The following is a 19,782-nucleotide window of genomic DNA, read 5'->3' on the forward strand; positions in this document are numbered from 1 at the left end:
CAAGTTTGATAGTATGGATACTACGTGAACAACCAAGTTTTAATTGTTGAGGATAGCCTCACCTTTCGCAATTACCTCGAACAACTCTTAAGCCAAGCTGGTTACCGAGTTTTTGCCGCCGAAAATATTCGTCAAGCGCGAGTCATTTTAGACGCCAAACCCGATCTGCTTTGCGCTGTGCTCGACTATTGTTTGCCCGATGGAGAAGATGGCGAAGTTATCGAGTTAGCACTTACTCACCAATATAAAGTCATCGTACTCACCGCCCTTTTCAATCCTGAATTGCGCGAACAAATGCTGGCGAAGGGTGTGGTCGATTATCTCCTCAAAGATAGTACTGCTTCCGTCTCGTATATTTTTCCGTTGATTCAACGCTTAGAAAAAAACCAACAGCACAAATGCTTGGTTGTCGATGACTCAGCAACCGTACGTAACCACGTGGTTCAATTACTTGAGCATCAATACATCGCGACGAGCCAGGCTCAAAATGGCGTAGAGGCGTTAAACATATTACAAAACGATAGTGATATTACGTTTGTCATTACTGACCACGACATGCCTGAAAAAGATGGTATTGCGATGATTCGAGATATTCGCCAACAAAGCGACCGAACGCGTTTGCCAATCTTAGGCTTATCCGGCAGTGAAGATCCCACCCTAACCGCGCAGTTTCTAAAAGCGGGGGCAAACGACTTCCTCAATAAACCGTTTAACCCCGAAGAATTCTACTGTCGTGTCCATCAAGTGCTCAATATGAAAGAAGCAACTAACGAGCTCTACAGAATGGCAAATCAAGACGCGTTAACCGGCCTTTGGAATCGTCGCTACTTATTCAACCAAGCTTGTAGCGGCTGTGCGGCGCGCAATATCGCTATGCTCGATATCGATTTCTTCAAAGTCGTTAACGATACTTATGGCCATGATGGTGGTGATGCAGTACTGCTGACTGTCGCGAAAATTTTGCAACTCTACTTCCCCGATGAAGTGGTAGCTCGATTTGGCGGAGAAGAGTTTTGTATTCAAGCCTGTGGCTCTTTTGATGACTTTGCTACTCGTTTAGAAAAACTGCGCAAACGGATTGCCAACACAAGCATTCCTTATCAAGAAACAACCATCAATGTCACCATCAGCATCGGCGTGGCAATGATGCAAGAAAGCCTCGACGCACAAATCAAGCTCGCAGACGACCGACTTTACTTAGCCAAAGATCAAGGTCGAAATCAAGTGGTCGCCAGTTAAGCTTTCACTGCACATAATAAAAAACCGGCATCAAGGCCGGTTTTTTGATTTTAGGTCAGATTACGCGATGCGATCTTTTTCCCATGCGGCAAGCTTTTCAGCGCGAGCTGCTGCGCGGGCTTCGCGCTTTTTACGCGCATCACAAGGTTCAGGGCAGTTACACACTTTTTCGATACCCACGGTACCCAAACCACCACAGCTGCCTTTAACCACTTTCTTTTGGAAAATATAGCCCACTGCCATCGCAGCAATAACCGCCATAAAAACACCAAAAGTAATTAGAAATGTATTCATAATCGCATACTCACTTAGCTAACTATTTATTTAAGAATGGCTTATACGCTTCAGAAGCCAATTCTTTGAAACCATCATCCGTTTTCACAATCATGAACACCGGAATATTATTCTCATTGGCGATTTGCATACCACGCTCTTCGCCTAACACCATCAAACCGGTAGCAAGTCCATCAGCCGTCATTGATGATGCATCAAGCACGGTCACTGAAACCACTTTGTGACGGATCGGGTAGCCCGTTTTTGGGTCAATAATATGAGAGTATCGCACACCATTACTTTCAAAGTAATTACGGTAGTCACCGCTTGTTGCAATTGCCATATCACCAGGTTCGATAATTTCTTGGATTGAACGTTCATCTACCGTTGGTTTTTCAATCGCGATGCGCCAACCTATCCCTTCACGGTTCACGCCTTTCAGACGCATTTCACCGCCGACCTCAACCATGTAATTTTGGATGCCTTCAGCTTGCAAATAATTGGCGACAACATCCACGCCCCAACCTTTAGCAATAGTAGACAGATCAACATATAGGTTAGGAATGTCTTTTGACAGCTCATTACCCTCAAGGGATAAATGTTGAATACCGGTGTAAGCTTTACGAGCCGCCAACTCATCTTCGGTTGGAACAACATCAGGGCGCGCTTCAGGACCAAAACCCCATAGATTTACCAATGGTCCTACAGTGACATCGAGAGCGCCTAGAGTCAGACCGTTCAAACGCATCGCTTCTTTCACTACCGTCGCAGTTTGCGCAGAAACAGCAAAAGGTTGATTGGTTTGATGTTGGTTAAAGCGACTCAATTCAGAGTCTTGACGGTAAGTCGACATTTGATCATTTACTTCTTCCAGTAAACGGTCAATTTCCGTCTGCAGCACTTCTGGTGTTGGTAAACCTTCTTGCTCAATATACTTAATATTATAAGTGGTCCCCATAGTTGGACCGCTTAGATGAACTTGTTCGACCGATTTTTCACAGCCAGCTAGAACCAATAGAGAAGCAAAGACAACAAGCCACTTTTTCACTCGTTTACCCCTAATGTAGTTTAGAAAACATAGGGTAGCTGTTGATATTCATCAGCTATCTTATATTCACTAATTCTGAAAAAAGAATGGCTAGCTCAAGAGCCAGCCATGTATCAATGTGTCGTAACACTAAAATCAAGCAATTGATTTGATAGCAAAAAAACTAATCAATCCTTCCCTAGACGCATAGTTCTCTATATGGCTAGGGAGGATTTATCAAGCTGATGGTGCTAGCGCTTCAATTACGTAGAAATTAGCCACCGAAGTCATCTAGAAGGATGTTTTCATCCTCAACACCTAGATCTTTCAGCATGCCGATAACGGCCGCGTTCATCATAGGTGGACCACACATGTAGTATTCACAATCTTCTGGCGCTTCGTGATCACGTAGGTAGTTCTCGTAAAGAACATTGTGAATGAAGCCTGTGTAACCATCCCAGTTATCTTCTGGCATAGGATCAGACAGTGCACAGTGCCATACGAAGTTTTCATTCTCAGCCGCTAGGCCATCGAAATCATCCACGTAGAACATTTCACGCTTAGAACGCGCACCATACCAGTAAGACATCTTACGCTTAGATTTAAGGCGTAGAAGTTGGTCAAAGATATGAGAACGCATTGGCGCCATACCTGCACCACCACCGATGAAGACCATTTCGTTGTCGGTATCTTTAGCGAAGAACTCACCAAATGGACCCGAAATAGTACACTTATCACCCGCTTTTAGTGACCAAATGTAAGACGACATCACACCTGGTGCTACGTCTGGATTATTTGGCGGCGGAGTTGCGATACGCACGTTAAGCTTAATGATGCCTTTCTCTTCTGGGTATGAAGCCATTGAGTAAGCACGAATTGAATGCTCTTTAACGATTGATTCGTAACGGAACAAGTTAAACTTATCCCAATCACCACGATACTCTTCTGGAATATCGTAATCTGCGTATTTCACATGGTGTGGTTCAGCTTCGATCTGAATGTAGCCACCAGCACGGAATGGAACTTCTTCCCCTTCAGGGATTGCCAGAGCCAATTCTTTGATGAAAGTCGCTTCATTATCATTAGAGATAACCGTACATTCCCACTTCTTAACACCAAAGATTTCTTCTGGAAGTTCAATTTCCATATCGGCTTTAACCGCTACCTGACAAGCTAGACGCTCGCCTTCACGTGCTTCACCTTTAGAAATATGATCAAGCTCTGTTGGTAGAATATCACCACCGCCAGATTTGATTTTCACGCGACACTGGCCACAAGAACCACCACCACCACAAGCAGATGATACAAAGATACCTTTGCCTGCCATTGCGCTGAGTAGCTTGTCACCAGGAGAAGTCACAAAGCTCTTCTCCGGATCGCCATTAACTGAAATAGTAACGTCACCTGTAGGTACTAGCTTAGATTTAGCGAAAAGAATCACTAAAACCAAAGCAAGTAAAATAATGGTAAACATCGCTACACCAAGAATAATGCTTTGCATTTTTTATTCCTTACTTATGGGTGCTTACCCTACAGTTGAACACCAGAGAAAGACATAAAGCCTAACGCCATCAAACCAACAGTGATAAAGGTAATACCAAGACCACGTAGACCCGGAGGCACGTCAGAGTATTTCATCTTCTCACGGATACCTGCTAGAGCGACAATCGCCAGCATCCAGCCCACACCAGAGCCGAAACCATACACGATAGATTCAGCAAAGTTGTAGTCACGTTGTACCATGAATGATACGCCACCAAAGATCGCACAGTTAACCGTGATCAATGGCAGGAAGATGCCTAGCGCGTTGTACAAAGGTGGGAAGAAGCGATCAAGGATCATTTCTAGAATCTGTACAAGTGCCGCGATAACACCGATGAAAGTAATGAAGTTAAGGAAGCTTAAATCCACACCTGCAACCAATGCATTCTCTTTCAATACGTAGGTATATACTAAGTTGTTGACAGGAACCGCGATGGTTAGAACCACCACAACTGCAACACCTAGACCAAACGAAGTCTTAACTTTCTTAGATACGGCAAGAAACGTACACATACCCAAGAAGAACGATAGAGCCATGTTTTCGATAAAAATCGATTTAACTAATAGGCTAATGTAATGTTCAATCATGCCCTTACTCCTTCGCTTCGACTTGTGCTGGTTTCAGAATACGGATAGCCCAAATCATGAAGCCAATTAGGAAGAATGCTGATGGAGCAAGTAGCATCAAACCGTTTGGTTGGTACCAACCACCGTTACTTACTAATGGAAGTACTTCCAAACCAAACAGCTTACCTGAACCTAGTAGTTCACGGAAAAACGCCACTGTGATAAGTACGAAACCGTAACCAAGACCGTTACCAATACCATCAATGAATGATGGTAATGGTGCAGACTTCATAGCAAATGCTTCTGCACGGCCCATTACGATACAGTTCGTAATGATCAAGCCAACAAATACTGATAGCTGTTTAGAGATATCGTATAGGTAAGCTTTTAGCACTTGGTCTACCACGATTACTAGAGATGCAATGATCGCCATTTGAACGATGATACGCACACTGTTAGGAATGTGGTTACGGATAACAGAAACAAAGAAGTTAGACAGTGCAGTTACAAAGATTACCGCTAGTGTCATAACAAAAGCTGTTTCTAGCTTCGTTGTTACTGCTAGTGCAGAACACACACCAAGCACTTGCAGCGCGATTGGGTTGTTATCCAATACCGGCGCTAAAATGCTCTTTTTAATTTCTTTTGCGCTAGCCATTAGTTCAGACCTCCATCACGGACTTTAGCAAGGAAAGGACCGAAGCCATCTTTACCTAGCCAGAAGTCAAATGTACCTTGAACACCGTTCGCGGTTAGTGTTGCGCCTGAAAGACCATCAACACCGTGCTCAGAACCTGCTGGAGCGCCACCTTTAACAATCTTGATTGCTGGGTTGTGGTCTGCATCAAACATTTTCTTGCCTACGAACTGTGCACGCCAGCTTGGGTTTTCAATCTCACCACCAAGTCCAGGAGTTTCACCTTGCTCGTAGTAAGTAATACCCGCGATGGTGTTGCCGTCAGTTTCAACAGCAACAAACGCGTACATCATTGACCAAAGGCCAGTGCCGTGAACAGGGATGATAACTTTAGAAATCTCATCACCGCTTTTCACTAGGTATACAATACCTGTGTCAGCACGACGTAGAATTTTCGCTTTATCATCTTGCGCATCTAATCTGATTGACTCAGATGGATCTTTTGCAGCTTTACGTTGATCGTAATTTGCTGCCGTTGAGCCATCTTTCGCTGTTTCAACAAAATCACCCGTTTTGAAGTCAACAAGACGAGGTTCAATATATTCTGCAAATAGCGCAGGAACATTCTGACCTTCAGTGTCAATGCCAGCAACTTCAACGATCTTTGATTGTTTGTCTAAAATAGCGTTCGCTTTCTGCTTGTCACGAAGACCAACAGCAGCTGTTGAAACGATGATTGAACACACTAGGCTCAACCCGACAACAACACTCAGCGTCTTTTTAATGCTGTCGTTATTATTTGCCATAGCGTGCTAGTCTCCGCTTAATGTTCTTCTCAATAACCAAATGGTCAAACAGAGGTGCAAACAAGTTCGCGAATAGAATCGCCAGCATCATACCTTCTGGGTAAGCTGGGTTTGCTACACGAATCATTACACACATCGCACCAATCAAGATGCCGTACCACCATTTACCACCGTTGGTAAATGAAGCTGATACTGGGTCTGTTGCCATGAAGAACATACCAAACGCAAAACCACCTAAAACTAGGTGCCAATGAGCCGGCATACTAAACATTGGATTTGTATCAGAGCCGATGATGTTAAATAGCGTCGCCGCTACAATCATACCAACCATCGTACCTGCGATGATGCGCCAAGACGCGATTCGCATGTAAACGATCATTGCCGCACCGATCATAAGCGCAAGCGTTGAAACTTCACCAATTGAACCTGGGATGTTACCGATGAACGCATCCATCCAAGTAATAGTTTGACCTGTTACTTTGTTGAATAGAGCGCCTTCGCCACCGTGAGCCCATTGGCTCAAAGCAGTTGCACCAGAGAAACCGTCAGCCGCTGTCCATACTGCATCACCAGAGATTTGCGCTGGGTATGCGAAGAACAAGAATGCACGGCCTGCTAATGCAGGGTTCAAGAAGTTACGACCTGTACCACCAAAGATTTCTTTCGCAACCACAACACCGAAGGTAATACCTAGTGCTGCTTGCCATAGAGGTAGAGTTGGTGGAACGATAAGTGCAAACAAGATAGAAGTAACAAAGAAACCTTCGTTAACTTCGTGCTTACGCACCATACAGAAAAGCACTTCCCAGAAACCGCCGACAAGGAATACTGTCGCGTAGATTGGTAGGAAGTAGGTCGCGCCAAGTAGCATCTTACTGCCAACACCCGCTTCTGCACTCATGGTGCCGCCAAGCATTTCGGTTAGCCAGTAGTGCCAGTTACCTGCGATGATGTCAGCAAGTTCTTGGCCAGCATATTGGAAGTTAAGTGCTGCGATAGCTTGGCCACCCGCGTTGTACATACCCCAGAACATTGCTGGGAATACCGCGAACCAAACCATGATCATGATACGTTTTAAATCAACGCTATCACGAACGTGCGAGCTTTTTTGAGTCACTAGACCCGGAGTGTAGAAAAGGGTTGCTGCAGCTTCGTAAAGCGCAAACCACTTCTCATGTTTGCCACCCGGCTCAAAATGATGCTCGATATCCTCAAGGAATTTTTTAAGCATGGATTACCCTTCCTTTACAATGGTATCTAGGCATTCACGAAGCAGTTGACCGTATTCGTATTTACCTGGACATACAAAGGTACACAATGCTAAATCTTCTTCATCCAGCTCAAGTGCACCCAACGCTTGCGCGCTGTCCGTATCACCTGCACATAGATCGCGAAGTAGCAATGTTGGTTCCATATCAAGCGGCATTACACGTTCGTAGTTGCCAATTGGAACCATTGCACGGTCACTACCGTTCGTTGTCGTTGTCATGTTAAACAACTGACCTTTGAAGATATGACCAAGGAAAGATTTGGTTACTGAGAACTTGTTCTTACCTGGGACAGCCCAGCCGAACAACTCTTTCTCACGACCTTCACGCAAAACAGACACTTGCTGATGGTAACGACCAAGGTAAGCATGAGGACCTGCAGCTTGTGTACCGTTAAGTACTGAGCCAGAAATCACGCGCACTTCGCCAGGCATTAGCTCGTTATCTGTCAATTCATCAAGACTTGCACCAACAACGGTACGAACAAGACGTGGTTTGTTCACGACAGGGCCTGCCAATGAAACAACACGATCTACATTCAACTCACCAGTTAGGAACAATTGACCGAAAGCGATAACGTCTTGATAGTTAATGCTCCACGCCACATTCTCAGCATTTACCGGATATAGGTGATGCATGTGAGTGCCGGCAAGACCAGCTGGGTGAGGGCCATCAAAAACGTGCTCTTCGACATTTGATTGAGAACAACGAGGTAAACTTGAGCCAGATTTACAAACGTAAACCTTACCTTCAGTTAGGGCTGAGAGAATTTCGAGGCCAGCGATAAATGCTTCTTGTTGCTCATTAATGATCAACTCAGGCTGTGCTGCGAGTGGATTAGTATCCATTGCAGTAACAAAGATAGCCTTAGTAGAAGATTCGATTGCTGGGACCTTGCTAAACGGACGAGTACGTAAAGCAGTCCAAAGACCTGATTCAACTAGTTGAGATTTGATCACTTCACGATCCAAACCTTTTAGTTGAGCAGCTTCAAACTTATCGAAAGTTACTTGCTCTTCACCTGCCACTTCAATCACTACAGATTGAAGGACACGTTTAGCGCCACGGTTAACTTCGATCACTTTACCGCTTGCTGGTGAAGTAAACTTCACGCCAGGGTTCTTCTTGTCTTCAAAAAGAACTTGCGCTTTTTTCACTTCATCGCCTACGCGGACATGCATGGTAGGACGCATGCCAACGTACTCTTCGCCAAGCAAGGCGACTTTTTTGATGGCTTTGCCATCACTAATCACCTGGGCAGGAGTTCCCGCGATAGGAAGATCCAGACCCTTCTTTATTGTAATCATACGCACTTGCACTACTTTTATCGGGAAAAAGATTCTTTAAATTGCGTAACTTTTAGACACGACATCAGTGTCCGGTTTTGGCGCTTACGTATCGCCAAAATCGCAACATCCTAGCAATAATTTCTTCACATACATCATGTGAGATTTATCAGGTGCGATAGTCTATCATCATTTCCGAATCTGATGCCATGACCAATCAGGGGTATGGCGTCAATAAATGCTAGGAATTGAGTTTAAAAGGCCAAAGAATAATCATAATTTTGACCCATCGCACATCGATAACTTGTTGTGAGCATAAAAAATATTATTGACAATTAACATAATGAAACATTTCTTGTTATTTTGTTGCAATTGAATATTTGTTTCCACATTGTTAACAAGGTCAATCTTCAAACAAACAAAACTGCCATCGCCGCCCTACAAATTACTTACTGCCGCCAAGGCACATTGGACTATCTGGAGCACGTTGTAAGTCACGCCATTCTGTTGGGGTATAAGTATGGATCGCGAGTGCATGAATATGGTTCGCAAGCTCATCAGCCAATGTTTGATTAACAAGACGATGACGTGCAATCAAGCGTAAACCTTCAAATTCATCGCTAACCACAATAACCTTAAAATGGCTTTCTGATCCTGGCGCTACATTGTGCATGTAACTTTCATTAATGACATCAAGGTGTTGAGGTGAGAGTTGTTGGTGGAGTTTGGTTTTAATGACTTCTTCTAACATAGTGCTTCACCACTTCCTATTAACAGAATGACTAATTATTATTAGTTCATCATAATCTTATGATACGTAAATCAAAAGGTTTTAGTTTTCACTTTGCCCTGCATCTGCGACAATTTATTTCAATCAAAAAACACAAAGCGTTCCATTTATGAAAACTGATCTTTCTCTTTACGATCGTACTTTAACTCTCTTTCGCTATCCGAAACGTAACAATGAAACATTGCAGGCATGGGACGCTGGTGATGAGTATCTAATTCAACATGTTGAAGAGATGGGATTGGCTGATGGGCAAAAGATTTTGGTGCTCAATGACAGCTTTGGTGCGTTGAGTTGCTGGTTATCCGACAAGCATCATGTCACCATGATGACGGACTCTTTTATTGCTCAGCAAGCTGCGCAAAACAATCTCGCTGAAAACCAGTGCAATGCGGTGCAAATAGCCACCAGCTTAGACGCTATCCCTACAGATGTAGATTTAGTCATCATGCAAATCCCGCGCAACAACCGTTACTTAACGTGGCAACTAACTCAATTGCGAAATGCCCTACCAAGTAATGTGGCAGTGGTAGCGGTCAATAAAGCGAAAGATATCCACTCTTCAACCTTGAAGCTATTTGAAAAATACCTTGGCGAAACGAAGACATCGCTAGCATGGAAAAAGCATCGTTTGGTTTTTTGTCATGCTAACAGTGCACAAGCAGCGGAAGTAGACGCGTTTACCACATGGTCTGTTGATGAACACAACATTACGCTTAAAAACCTAGCCAACGTGTATTCAGGAGAGAGCTTAGATCAAGGAGCCCGTTTTATTCTGCAAAATTTACCCGCCGATGACACCCACAAACGTACAATTGACTTAGGCTGTGGCAATGGCGTTTTATCGGTCAAGCTGGCGCAATTAAACCCGAATATGGCGATTACCTGCGTTGATGAAAGTTTCATGGCTGTCGCTTCAGCCGAGCAAAACTTGATTGACAACGTAGGCCAAGAAGAACGTTTTCAATGTATCGCTAATAACTGTTTAGATGGAATGAAAGAAGCGGACTATGACCTTGTCGTATGTAACCCACCATTCCATCAGCAACAAGCAGTGACGGATCATATTGCTTGGCAGATGTTCTGTGATGCACGCCATGTTCTCAGCACTGGTGGGCAATTATTAGTTATCGGTAACCGCCACCTCGGATACGATGTGAAGTTAAAACGTCTGTTTGGTAAGTCAAACGTCTCTGTGGTTGCAGTAAATAAAAAATTTGTGATTTTACAAGCGACTAAGTAGTCCTCTATTATCGTTAAAAATTTTGGCTTCTGTGCAAAAAATAGAAAAGGAAATGACAATGAGAAAATTGGTTCTCGCCGCGTCAATGGCATTATTACTCACCGCTTGTTCTGCACCTCAACAAGAGCAGCTTAATTTTTCTCCTCGTGCAGAGTTGAGCAACAGCAACATTGTTAATGGCAGTACATTCTCGTTAACCAGTAAAGATGTACGTTCGGCGCAATATGTAGCACTTGTTGACAGTGGTCGTTCAAATATTGAACCTATCCATTCAAAACAAAATGTGCGCATTACGCTAGAGAACGCTCTGCTAGAGCAATTCCAATCTCAAGGTTTCCGTAACTCGGTAAACAGCGATAATTCTATGGTACTGCAAGTACAAGAAATGCTGGTTTCTGTTAAGCATTCCATCATGGAAAATGAAATGGATGCGAAGTTAGTTATTGAACTAACAGCAGAAACGCCAAAAGGTAAACTGGTAAAAGTCTACACCGCGACCGCTAATCGTAATGGTGCACTCAGCGCATCAAACGATGAAATCGAATTGGTTTTAAATGACGTGGCTAACCTTGCTCTGCGTGAAATTGCCAATGACCGTGAACTGCAAAGCTACATGCAGGAGCGTTTCTAATGTGGAAATACGCGCTTGCGTGTTTTGCGCTGGTTTCCAATCTTGCTTTTGCCGGACCGAAAGTCGAGATGGAAACCAATCTAGGTTCAGTGGTTATCGAACTCGATAGTCAACAAGCTCCTGTTTCTGTGGCCAACTTTCTGAAATACGTTGAAGATGGTAGTTATGTCGGCACTCAGTTTCACCGCGTGATCCCAGGTTTTATGGCGCAAGGTGGCGGTTTTGATACCAATATGAATCGCGCCGCAACTTACGCACCGATCAAAAATGAAGCGAACAATGGATTGCCAAATGACGTGGCAACGATTGCCATGGCGCGCACCAACGATCCTAACTCTGCGACTCGTCAATTCTTTATCAACTTAGCAGACAATGATTTCCTCAATGCTAACTCTCGCCCACCGGGCTATGCAGTGTTTGGCAAAGTGGTTCAAGGCTTCGATGTTGTGCAAGAAATGGCAAAAAAACCAACTCACTCTGTTGGCCGTTATCGTGATGTCCCTGTAGAAGCGATCGTGATTAAAAAAATCACTGTTCTCGACTAATACAGCTAGGCTCTCACTCTCAATGAGAGCCTTTTCTTTTCTCTCTTCGCTTCTAATATTGAATCACGATTTTTCAAGGATTCGTTATGGCTAACGCTTCAATGTCATGGTCAGACACCATTCGTAGTTACCTAGATAAACGCTTACTGTGGGTCTTTATGCTCGGTTGTTCGAGCGGCTTTCCTTGGGTACTGATTGGCTCCAACATGTCTGGCTGGTTAAAAGATGCAGGCCTCACACGAACAGCTATTGGATATTTTGGTAGTGTCTTTGCCGTCTACGCAATTAACTTCCTTTGGGCGCCATTAGTTGATCGAGTAAAACTGCCTTTTCTAAGTTCACTCGGTCAGCGCCGCAGTTGGATCTTTTTATGCCAAAGCGTCGTGTTGGTCTGCACCTTGATGATCGCTGGCGTTGATCCGGCGCAAAATCTTATGATGACCTCAATGCTGGCATTATGCATTGCGATCGCTTCATCAACTCAAGACATTGCGATTGATGCGTATCGAATCGATACCTTTCCGAAATCACAGTCTGAGAAGCTGCCTCAAGCGTCTGCCATGGCTGTTATCGGTTGGTGGACTGGTTACTCGCTACCGGGTTATTTAGCCTTTATTAACGCCGACAGCATCGGCTGGAATGGCGTATTTTATGGTATGGCGGTCATTGTTGGCCTACTGATGCTATTTACCTTGTTGGTTGGAGAGCCAGTAACCAAACGCGATGCTCTGCAGGCCAAGGCCGAAGCTCGTCATAACAAGGTCGTTGGTAATCCAGTGGTGGCTTGGCTTACAGTGACGGTTCTTGAACCGTTTATCGATTTCTTTAAGCGCAATGGCTTTCGTGTTGCGCTGACCCTATTGCTGTTTGTGTTCTTATTCAAAATCGGTGAAGCCTTTCTTGGCCGCATGTCGATTGCATTTTACAAAGACATCGGTTTTACCAATGAGCAAATCGGTTACTACTCTAAGCTTATCGGCTGGGGGTTAACCATGCTGTTCACCTTAATCGGTAGTATGGTCAATGTGAAGTTTGGCATTGTACGTGGCTTGATGATCGGTGGCATCGCCATGGCGGCGAGTAATCTGATGTTTGCATGGATTGCCAAAGTAGGACCGAATGAAACCTTATTCCTTGCTACACTGGTCGTGGATAACTTTACCTCAGCATTCTCAACTGTCGCGTTTGTATCATTTCTAACCGTGGTTACAGGTCAGGCGTTTTCAGCAACCCAATACGCTCTGCTGGCCTCATTAGGCAACTTTGGCCGAACGACCTTAGCATCCTTTAGTGGCGAACTGGTCGATTATCTCAATGACTGGTCAATGTTCTTCATCATCACTGCCCTGATGGTGATTCCGAGCCTTGTGATGCTTTATACAATGCGTGATTATTTTACAGATATGCTGGATAAAGCGCGGTTACGCGATCAACAAGACATCGAATCAACACAAGAAAAATAAAACTAAGGGTCGCAAATGCGACCCTTAGTTTTTCCAACATAAACACATCAAACCGGAGCAAAGGCGCTACGGGTACAACCCCTTACCAAACCGATTGAAAATACGGGCAACCCCTTGAGTGAACAGCATCGGCTCAGTTAAAAATGTTAGGCACAAGCAATCTTCGCCCGCCTTAGTAAAGGGACTGTGTTTGGTCGTGCCATCTTTAAGCAAATAATCTCCAGCGTAATACTCTCCATCCTCATCACTGAAAGATCCATGCAGTACAAGCGTTGACTCCATGCCCTTGTGTGTATGTTGAGGAATTTGAACGCCAGCAGCAATGTAAAGCAAGTTCACCCGCGCACCAGCGACTAGCTCGACAGGAGCACTAAATACCTTACCACCATAACTGCGCCACTCTCCAATATTGTCGCTGAAGCGGCTCAACGTTAAGGGCAAGGTAAAACGTCTGCCGTTAACTTCAACCACTCTCGGCTTACGTGCGACTCGAATAGGCTCATCACAGGGTTCTAGTGCAACAATTTGCTCAAACAAGTCACTCAGATCAATAGGCTCACGAATAGGAGCAAGCTCAAGTTCGAGGCCAGCCTGATCTTCAAACTGCGCGACGTGGCGCTGACATGCTGGACATGATTCGATATGAGTGGCAAGAGCAAAGCCATCGACCTCGTCCAACGCCCCCTGAACGTAGGCCTGCAACATCTCTATTTTAGGGTGATAGCTCATAATTGTTGCGCCTCAATTGAGTCTCTTAATTTTTCCACGGCCAATCTCAACCGTGACTTCACAGTACCGAGGGGAATATCAAACATGTCAGCAACCTGCTGATGTGGTCGGTCTTCTAGATACACAGCTTGTACCACTTTTCTCTGAGCTTCTGGTAACAAATCCAAAAACTTCAGCACTTGTTTTTTCAACAGCTCATGCTCGGGGGAATAGTGCTCTATCAAATCTGGTGGGATATAATCCGTAGGCCAAATATCATCGGCAAGAATGTGCGCATCCCGTCCTTTTTGCTTACGCAACAAATCAAAACACAAATTGCGGGCAATCGTATAAACCCAAGTGGATAGCGAACTCTTACTGCCATCAAAAAGGGCGGCTTTCTGCCAGACTGTCGCAAGAGCTTCTTGCACTAACTCGATAGCTACCTGTTCATTGCCCATATGTTTGAAAGCGAATTGTTTCAGGCGGGGGGAGAAGTGATTAAACACCAAAGCAAAGGCACGCTTGTCCCGCTGCTTTATTTTGTCCATACACTCGGTCCAGTCGGCACGTGTGTATGCGTTGGTGTCAGGTAAACTCATTCCAACTTCCTTGCGGTGTTTGATTTTAAGGTTACTACGCACAGCGACCAAAAACGATCACTCTTTCTCGATAGCCGTCATTAAATAATTGATTGCTTCACGGCAATCCTTTTGATCGGACAAAAAATCAAAATGTTGTAACTCCACAGGCAGAAGCTCCAGCCAGCGCTGAGTGACCCAAGACGCATCATCAAAATAACACTGTTGATAGAGCGCTTTAATTTGTGGAAAGCGTTCGTAAACTCGTTTTAACTGCTGGGCGAGATATTGTTTCTCGTCACTGAGTTGATGAATATCCCAACTGGGTAACCAATCTACCTGAGCAAAGCGTAGCCCATCGAAATCAACTCGGACACGTCCCATCGCAAAACGTTTAATACCCACAACAGTAATGCCGAGCAGACCATCGTCAAGCGTTTCAAAATCGACAATTTTCACCAAGCACCCCGTATGCGATAGCGTTCCTTTAGGATTATCTTCACTACGCTCAAACAGACAAATTCCAAACGTGCCATCACGCTTGCTCGCTTCCGCGATCAATCGCTTATATCTCGGTTCAAAGATCCTCAATCGCATCTTACCTTCAGGCAATACCACTGAACCGAGTGGAAAAAGCATCACTTCTGTCATTTATAAACCCTGCAACATCTATTTGATAACACATACGAAGCACTAACGAAACTCGATCATTAACCCTTCCTGTTGGTTGTTTGATGAACAGCAAGTTTTAAGCAAGCGCTTGCGTAATCGATACCTCATGCAATTTAGTTGCAAATTAATGAAACTAACTTTGTTTGTAATTACTTTGTCAATAAGTGTGATCAAGATCGCCTGTTTTATGAATTTTTACATCAAACAGCACTTTTTTTTAAGAAGCAGATCGCTATTATTCCAGCCAACAAGTGAAAGCAGATTAGATTGTGCAACCACTTCCACATAAAGAATTAACAATACATTTTTCCTAAGAGACTTCTTTTATGCATAAAAAACTATTAACTCTTGGCGTTGTGGCTGCAGTTTCTGGCCAAACCTTTGCTGCTGATTACTCTGATGACATTCATAAAAATGATGGCAAGTTCATTAATTTCAACTTAATGCATACCATAAATGAAAAACCAGGCAATACCGATCACACCTATTTAGAAATGGAATTTGGTGGACGTTCAGGTATGTTTGATCTTTATGGTTATGTAGATGTATTCAACCTAAATGACGATGACAGCAGCGATAAAGCTGGTAACGACCGTTTATTCGCTAAATTTGCTCCACGTCTTTCGTTGGACGCACTGACAGGTACCGACCTATCTTTTGGCCCAGTACAAGAACTTTACATTGCCAATTACACCGTTATTGATGGCGGTGCAAAGTATTCAATTAAAACCGATAAGCTAGATGACAATGGTCAGCCTGTTTACGCAGAGAAAAATCCAGGCTACCAATCAATGATTGGTTTGGGTTCTGACGTAATGGTGCCATGGTTTGGCAAAATGCAATTCAACCTTTACGCAAACTACGACATAAAGCAAAAAGACTGGAACGGCTACCAATTTTCAACCAACTGGTTCAAGCCTTTCTTCTTCTTTGAAAATGGTTCATTTATTACTTATCAAGGCTACCTAGACTACCAATTTGGTATGAAAGACGAGTACAGCACTTCAAGTACTGGTGGCTCTATGTTCAATGGTATCTACTGGCATAACAACCAATTCGCAGTTGGCTATGGCCTAAAACTCTACGACAATGTTTATGGTATTAAAGATAGTGATGCATTTGAGTCATCAGGTGTTGGCCACTATTTTGCTGTTACTTACAAGTTCTAATTCTGCTCAAACAGACAATAAAGGCACCTTCGGGTGCCTTTTTTATTTGCTTTCCTTGAGGAGGTCATTATCCTTTTGCCATTAATCCAAATCGGTCATTTTCATGAACTTTGCCATTGTTGGTCCCGGTGCAATTGGCTCTTTATGGGCGAGTTATCTCACTCAAGCAGGACACAAGGTTTGCCTTTGGAGCCGCAGTGATGCCTCATACATTGCGATCCAGCGTGATGAATACCAAGCCACTCAGTTTGTTAATGGCAATCTTGAATACCTCTCTCAAGCCGATGTGGTGTTAGTCACTTTAAAAGCTCCGCAAGTACAATCCGTGCTCGAGTCCATCGCTTCCCACATCGATAACGATGCTATATTGCTGCTGATGCACAATGGCATGGGTACTGCACAAGCGACTCAAGAGCGATTTCCGCACAATCCACTGCTATTGGCCACCACAACCCATGGCGCATATCGCCCATCAAGTACGCAGGTATTGCATACCGGATTAGGGCAAACCTTAATTGGGGCGGTCAATCACCAAGGGGCACAATGTGAGTTTTTGGTCGAGGTGTTAAATCACGCCTTACCGCAAGTACATTGGCAGCAACAAATAGAGCAAGCATTATGGAATAAAGTGGCCATCAATTGCGCCATCAACCCATTAACCGCACTGCATAAAATTCGTAACGGTGAATTAGCTCATGCTCGCTACACTGCACAGTTAAATGACATCACTGCTGAAGTTGCTTTGGTCATGCAAGCTGAAGGCTTACAAGCCGATGCACAGCAGTTACGCCAAACAGTCACTAATGTCATTGAAGCTACGGCCAATAATTTCTCTTCTATGCAGCAAGATATTGAGCACCAAAGAACCAGTGAGATAGACTTTATAACAGGCCATCTAATTAAAACGGCGCGCATTCACGCCATTGCCGTACCGGCAAATGAACAGTTGTACCATGCCATCAAACAGATAGAGCAGAGTTGGTAATCCTATGAGTAAAAAAGTATTAGTCCCGATCGCCACTGGCAGTGAGGAAATGGAAGCCATCACCATCATCGACATCATGGTCCGTGCTGGCTATGAGGTGGTTGTGGCCAGCGCCGATTCTTCAGGTCAACTGACGATGAAGGCCTCTCGGGGCGTAATATTGACGGCCGATTGCCGCTTAGTGGATATTGCGGATGACGAGTTCGATGCTGTGATTTTGCCCGGTGGCGTAGGTGGCAGCGAAGTATTCCGTGATAGCACGGTACTGGTAGAGATTGTCCGTCAGCAAATGTACGAAGGAAAGTTAGTCGCAGCCATCTGTGCCGCCCCAGCGCTGGTACTGGCGCATCATCAACTTTATCCAAAAGCGTTGATGACTTGTCATCCAAACTTTCAAAATCACATTCCAGCTCACAACTGGCGAGTAAAGCGGGTTACTTACGATGTCACCCACAACCTGCTAACGAGCCAAGGGCCCGGTAGTGCCTTGGAATTTGCCATGGAAATCGTGATTCAGCTATCAGGTAAAGCCCACGCTTGGTCTATCGCTGAACCAATGGTCACCATGCCCGTTTTACACTATCACGAAATGGGTGAAAGCTAATGCTCGATATCGCCGCTATTCGCGCTCAATTTCCTGCATTAAGTCAGACCGTTAATCAACAACCGCTCGTCTATCTAGACAGCGCAGCGACAACGCAAAAACCACAAGTGGTGATCGATGCCATCAGCCGCTATTACAGTAGCCAAAATGCCAACGTTCATCGTGGTAGTCACAGCTTGACGGCCCAAGCCACCAGCCAATTTGAAGCGGCTCGCCGCTGCGTCGCAAATTTTATTCATGCGGCGAGCGAAAAAGAGGTGATTTGGACTCGTGGAGCGACTGAAGCACTCAACCTTATTGCACAAACCTACGCGCGTAATACCCTACAGGTAGGCGATGAAATTCTTGTTGGCGAAATGGAACATCATGCCAATATCGTACCTTGGCAAATCGTCGCTGAACAAACCGGCGCGACGGTAGTCAAGATATCAATGAATGAGCATTGCCAACTCGACCTTGATCGGTTTCAACAAGCACTAAACGATAAAACCAAAATTGTCGCGATAGCTCATACCACCAATGTAACAGGCACTCGTCAACCGATTGAAGCGATGATCGATCTTGCTCATCAGCAAGGTGCTATTGTGGTTCTCGATGCCGCTCAAGGCATTGTTCACGAAGCTCTCAATGTGCAATCGTTAAACGCCGACTTTATGGTGTTTTCTGGTCATAAAATATTTGCTCCTGCTGGGATTGGCGTTCTTTATGGCAAGCTCGCCCTACTCGAAGCTATGCCACCTTGGCACGGTGGCGGCAAGATGGTTGAGAAGGTCTCCTTTGCTGGCACAACCTACAGCCAACTGCCCGGTAAATTCGAAGCCGGCACCCCTAACGTTGCTGGCGCCCTCGCGCTTGCAACCGCCATTGAGTGGTATTGCCAATTTGCGAGAGAAGATGTTGAAGCGCATATTCATGCCTTGGTGAACCAAGTTTACCAACAGCTAAGCCAACATGAGGATGTACAGGTGATTGGCTACCAACCCAATGCGTCGGTGCTCTCTTTTGTGGTCGATGGCGTTCATCATCAAGATATCGCTACCTTACTAGACCAACAAGGTATTGCTGTACGTGCGGGCCACCATTGCGCACATCCATTGATGGATGCACTTGGAATTGCAGGTACTGTGCGAATCTCTTTTGCCATTTACAATGACCAAGATGATGCAGAGCGAGTTATTGCGGCAATAGAGAAAGCCCTCGATATATTGTAATTCTACCAACAAAAAAAGAGCCTCGATTGAGGCTCTTTTCATTTTAACTCTTGCTGATTGAGATTAGCGTGGGCAAATCTCTGACTCAGGAAAGAAGAACGCAATTTCACGCGCCGCAGATTCAGGGCTATCAGAGCCGTGTACCGAGTTATGACGCATACTCAATGCGTAATCCGCACGAATGGTGCCACATGCCGCTTCTTCAGGGTTGGTTTTACCCATCAACTCACGGTAACGAGTGATCGCCTCTTCACCTTCAAGCACTTGCACCATCACAGGCCCCGACGTCATGAATGCTTTGAGGTCATTGAAAAATTCTTTACCTTCATGCTCTGCATAAAAGCCACTCGCTTGCTCATCATTAAGATGGAGCATTTTTGCCGCGACAACGCTTAAGCCTGCTTTTTCAAAACGATTGTAAATTTCACCAATCAAATTACGCTTTACCGCGTCAGGCTTTACTATCGAAAACGTTCTTTCTAGAGCCATATGATTTCCTTCTACTTCTCTTTTAATTTCATTGTGCAGTCTAAACGCT

At 44.6% G+C, this 19,782-nt stretch carries 22 protein-coding genes; 9 read left to right on the top strand and 13 right to left on the bottom strand.

What is annotated here, in order from left to right:
• The first annotated feature begins 24 nt into the window (after positions 1–24).
• Positions 25–1,239 carry a response regulator gene (locus RH85_RS08015; protein ID WP_006711710.1) on the top strand — a complete coding sequence of 405 codons (1,215 nt, stop codon included), beginning with the start codon at positions 25–27 and terminating at the stop codon, positions 1,237–1,239.
• 60 nt (positions 1,240–1,299) lie between these two features.
• On the opposite strand, the gene nqrM is transcribed toward RH85_RS08015, so the two are convergent.
• From nqrM to RH85_RS08060, 9 genes are all read right to left on the bottom strand, one after another.
• Positions 1,300–1,533 (bottom strand): (Na+)-NQR maturation NqrM, encoded by a 234-nt coding sequence (gene nqrM, locus RH85_RS08020; RefSeq protein ID WP_006711711.1) that lies wholly within the window; start codon positions 1,531–1,533, stop codon positions 1,300–1,302.
• 22 nt (positions 1,534–1,555) lie between these two features.
• Positions 1,556–2,560 (bottom strand): FAD:protein FMN transferase, encoded by a 1,005-nt coding sequence (locus RH85_RS08025; RefSeq protein WP_006711712.1) that lies wholly within the window; start codon positions 2,558–2,560, stop codon positions 1,556–1,558.
• 253 nt (positions 2,561–2,813) lie between these two features.
• The gene (nqrF, locus tag RH85_RS08030; RefSeq protein ID WP_006711713.1) at positions 2,814–4,040 is read right to left on the bottom strand and encodes an NADH:ubiquinone reductase (Na(+)-transporting) subunit F; all 1,227 of its coding nucleotides are present in this window, start codon (positions 4,038–4,040) and stop codon (positions 2,814–2,816) included.
• Between the two features lie 29 nt (positions 4,041–4,069).
• Positions 4,070–4,666, bottom strand: coding sequence for an NADH:ubiquinone reductase (Na(+)-transporting) subunit E (nqrE, locus tag RH85_RS08035; protein WP_039948883.1), 597 nt, complete (start codon positions 4,664–4,666; stop codon positions 4,070–4,072).
• A 7-nt stretch (positions 4,667–4,673) separates the two neighbouring features.
• A complete protein-coding gene (locus tag RH85_RS08040) occupies positions 4,674–5,306 on the bottom strand; it encodes an NADH:ubiquinone reductase (Na(+)-transporting) subunit D (RefSeq protein WP_006711715.1) in 633 nt (210 codons plus the stop codon).
• Complete coding sequence (locus RH85_RS08045; RefSeq protein ID WP_006711716.1) at positions 5,306–6,091, bottom strand: Na(+)-translocating NADH-quinone reductase subunit C; 786 nt, start codon at positions 6,089–6,091, stop codon at positions 5,306–5,308. Before RH85_RS08045 ends, RH85_RS08040 begins: the two co-directional genes overlap by 1 nt.
• Positions 6,081–7,322, bottom strand: a complete 1,242-nt coding sequence (locus RH85_RS22585; RefSeq protein ID WP_006711717.1) for an NADH:ubiquinone reductase (Na(+)-transporting) subunit B — start codon at positions 7,320–7,322, stop codon at positions 6,081–6,083. Before RH85_RS22585 ends, RH85_RS08045 begins: the two co-directional genes overlap by 11 nt.
• A 3-nt stretch (positions 7,323–7,325) precedes the next feature.
• Positions 7,326–8,666 (bottom strand): Na(+)-translocating NADH-quinone reductase subunit A, encoded by a 1,341-nt coding sequence (locus RH85_RS22590; protein WP_006711718.1) that lies wholly within the window; start codon positions 8,664–8,666, stop codon positions 7,326–7,328.
• Between the two features lie 424 nt (positions 8,667–9,090).
• Positions 9,091–9,396 (bottom strand): BolA family protein, encoded by a 306-nt coding sequence (locus RH85_RS08060; RefSeq protein ID WP_006711719.1) that lies wholly within the window; start codon positions 9,394–9,396, stop codon positions 9,091–9,093.
• 148 nt (positions 9,397–9,544) lie between these two features.
• Here RH85_RS08060 and RH85_RS08065 point away from each other — a divergent pair, with 148 nt between their 5' ends.
• The 4 genes from RH85_RS08065 (at position 9,545) to RH85_RS08080 (ending at position 13,314) form a co-directional block, all read left to right on the top strand.
• Positions 9,545–10,675 carry a methyltransferase gene (locus tag RH85_RS08065; protein WP_006711720.1) on the top strand — a complete coding sequence of 377 codons (1,131 nt, stop codon included), beginning with the start codon at positions 9,545–9,547 and terminating at the stop codon, positions 10,673–10,675.
• Positions 10,676–10,733: 58 nt separating this feature from the next.
• On the top strand, positions 10,734–11,306 hold the full coding sequence (locus RH85_RS08070) for a YajG family lipoprotein (protein ID WP_006711721.1): 573 nt from the start codon (positions 10,734–10,736) through the stop codon (positions 11,304–11,306).
• Positions 11,306–11,851, top strand: coding sequence for a peptidylprolyl isomerase (locus RH85_RS08075; protein ID WP_006711722.1), 546 nt, complete (start codon positions 11,306–11,308; stop codon positions 11,849–11,851). Before RH85_RS08070 ends, RH85_RS08075 begins: the two co-directional genes overlap by 1 nt.
• Positions 11,852–11,937: 86 nt before the next feature.
• On the top strand, positions 11,938–13,314 hold the full coding sequence (locus tag RH85_RS08080) for an AmpG family muropeptide MFS transporter (RefSeq protein ID WP_006711724.1): 1,377 nt from the start codon (positions 11,938–11,940) through the stop codon (positions 13,312–13,314).
• Between the two features lie 66 nt (positions 13,315–13,380).
• On the opposite strand, the gene RH85_RS08085 is transcribed toward RH85_RS08080, so the two are convergent.
• Genes RH85_RS08085 through RH85_RS08095 form a run of 3 tightly spaced genes read right to left on the bottom strand, consistent with a single transcriptional unit; the run spans position 13,381 to position 15,254 of the window.
• Positions 13,381–14,043, bottom strand: coding sequence for a ChrR family anti-sigma-E factor (locus RH85_RS08085; protein ID WP_006711725.1), 663 nt, complete (start codon positions 14,041–14,043; stop codon positions 13,381–13,383).
• Complete coding sequence (locus RH85_RS08090) at positions 14,040–14,624, bottom strand: sigma-70 family RNA polymerase sigma factor (protein WP_006711726.1); 585 nt, start codon at positions 14,622–14,624, stop codon at positions 14,040–14,042. Before RH85_RS08090 ends, RH85_RS08085 begins: the two co-directional genes overlap by 4 nt.
• 57 nt (positions 14,625–14,681) lie before the next feature.
• Positions 14,682–15,254, bottom strand: a complete 573-nt coding sequence (locus RH85_RS08095; RefSeq protein WP_006711727.1) for an LON peptidase substrate-binding domain-containing protein — start codon at positions 15,252–15,254, stop codon at positions 14,682–14,684.
• 347 nt (positions 15,255–15,601) lie between these two features.
• On the opposite strand from RH85_RS08095, the gene RH85_RS08100 reads away from it, so the two are divergent.
• From RH85_RS08100 to RH85_RS08115, 4 genes are all read left to right on the top strand, one after another.
• The gene (locus RH85_RS08100) at positions 15,602–16,444 is read left to right on the top strand and encodes a nucleoside-specific channel-forming Tsx family protein (RefSeq protein WP_006711728.1); all 843 of its coding nucleotides are present in this window, start codon (positions 15,602–15,604) and stop codon (positions 16,442–16,444) included.
• A 103-nt stretch (positions 16,445–16,547) separates the two neighbouring features.
• Positions 16,548–17,429 (top strand): 2-dehydropantoate 2-reductase, encoded by an 882-nt coding sequence (panE, locus tag RH85_RS08105; RefSeq protein WP_006711729.1) that lies wholly within the window; start codon positions 16,548–16,550, stop codon positions 17,427–17,429.
• 4 nt (positions 17,430–17,433) lie between these two features.
• Positions 17,434–18,033 (top strand): DJ-1 family glyoxalase III, encoded by a 600-nt coding sequence (locus RH85_RS08110; RefSeq protein WP_006711730.1) that lies wholly within the window; start codon positions 17,434–17,436, stop codon positions 18,031–18,033.
• Positions 18,033–19,244, top strand: a complete 1,212-nt coding sequence (locus RH85_RS08115) for an aminotransferase class V-fold PLP-dependent enzyme (protein ID WP_006711731.1) — start codon at positions 18,033–18,035, stop codon at positions 19,242–19,244. The genes RH85_RS08110 and RH85_RS08115 overlap by 1 nt, the downstream gene beginning before the upstream one ends.
• 63 nt (positions 19,245–19,307) lie before the next feature.
• On the opposite strand, the gene ndk is transcribed toward RH85_RS08115, so the two are convergent.
• Positions 19,308–19,733: a nucleoside-diphosphate kinase gene (gene ndk / locus RH85_RS08120; protein WP_006711732.1), complete on the bottom strand. Its 426-nt coding sequence runs from the start codon at positions 19,731–19,733 to the stop codon at positions 19,308–19,310.
• Between the last annotated feature and the right edge of the window lie 49 nt (positions 19,734–19,782).

Origin of the sequence: Vibrio ichthyoenteri ATCC 700023, assembly GCF_000222605.1 — a bacterium.
In the GTDB taxonomy this organism is placed as follows: domain Bacteria; phylum Pseudomonadota; class Gammaproteobacteria; order Enterobacterales; family Vibrionaceae; genus Vibrio; species Vibrio ichthyoenteri.

Bases quoted from the DNA above. Each gene is read 5' to 3' on its own strand.
- RH85_RS08040 (WP_006711715.1), bottom strand. From the start codon at position 5,306: ATGGCTAGCGCAAAAGAAATTAAAAAGAGCATTTTAGCGCCGGTATTG.
- nqrF (WP_006711713.1), bottom strand. From the start codon at position 4,040: ATGCAAAGCATTATTCTTGGTGTAGCGATGTTTACCATTATTTTACTT.
- panE (WP_006711729.1), top strand. From the start codon at position 16,548: ATGAACTTTGCCATTGTTGGTCCCGGTGCAATTGGCTCTTTATGGGCG.
- RH85_RS22585 (WP_006711717.1), bottom strand. From the start codon at position 7,322: ATGCTTAAAAAATTCCTTGAGGATATCGAGCATCATTTTGAGCCGGGT.
- RH85_RS08090 (WP_006711726.1), bottom strand. From the start codon at position 14,624: ATGAGTTTACCTGACACCAACGCATACACACGTGCCGACTGGACCGAG.
- RH85_RS08115 (WP_006711731.1), top strand. From the start codon at position 18,033: ATGCTCGATATCGCCGCTATTCGCGCTCAATTTCCTGCATTAAGTCAG.
- RH85_RS08075 (WP_006711722.1), top strand. From the start codon at position 11,306: ATGTGGAAATACGCGCTTGCGTGTTTTGCGCTGGTTTCCAATCTTGCT.
- RH85_RS08065 (WP_006711720.1), top strand. From the start codon at position 9,545: ATGAAAACTGATCTTTCTCTTTACGATCGTACTTTAACTCTCTTTCGC.
- nqrM (WP_006711711.1), bottom strand. From the start codon at position 1,533: ATGAATACATTTCTAATTACTTTTGGTGTTTTTATGGCGGTTATTGCT.
- RH85_RS08045 (WP_006711716.1), bottom strand. From the start codon at position 6,091: ATGGCAAATAATAACGACAGCATTAAAAAGACGCTGAGTGTTGTTGTC.
- RH85_RS22590 (WP_006711718.1), bottom strand. From the start codon at position 8,666: ATGATTACAATAAAGAAGGGTCTGGATCTTCCTATCGCGGGAACTCCT.
- ndk (WP_006711732.1), bottom strand. From the start codon at position 19,733: ATGGCTCTAGAAAGAACGTTTTCGATAGTAAAGCCTGACGCGGTAAAG.
- RH85_RS08080 (WP_006711724.1), top strand. From the start codon at position 11,938: ATGGCTAACGCTTCAATGTCATGGTCAGACACCATTCGTAGTTACCTA.
- RH85_RS08085 (WP_006711725.1), bottom strand. From the start codon at position 14,043: ATGAGCTATCACCCTAAAATAGAGATGTTGCAGGCCTACGTTCAGGGG.
- RH85_RS08100 (WP_006711728.1), top strand. From the start codon at position 15,602: ATGCATAAAAAACTATTAACTCTTGGCGTTGTGGCTGCAGTTTCTGGC.
- RH85_RS08095 (WP_006711727.1), bottom strand. From the start codon at position 15,254: ATGACAGAAGTGATGCTTTTTCCACTCGGTTCAGTGGTATTGCCTGAA.
- RH85_RS08110 (WP_006711730.1), top strand. From the start codon at position 17,434: ATGAGTAAAAAAGTATTAGTCCCGATCGCCACTGGCAGTGAGGAAATG.
- RH85_RS08070 (WP_006711721.1), top strand. From the start codon at position 10,734: ATGAGAAAATTGGTTCTCGCCGCGTCAATGGCATTATTACTCACCGCT.
- RH85_RS08060 (WP_006711719.1), bottom strand. From the start codon at position 9,396: ATGTTAGAAGAAGTCATTAAAACCAAACTCCACCAACAACTCTCACCT.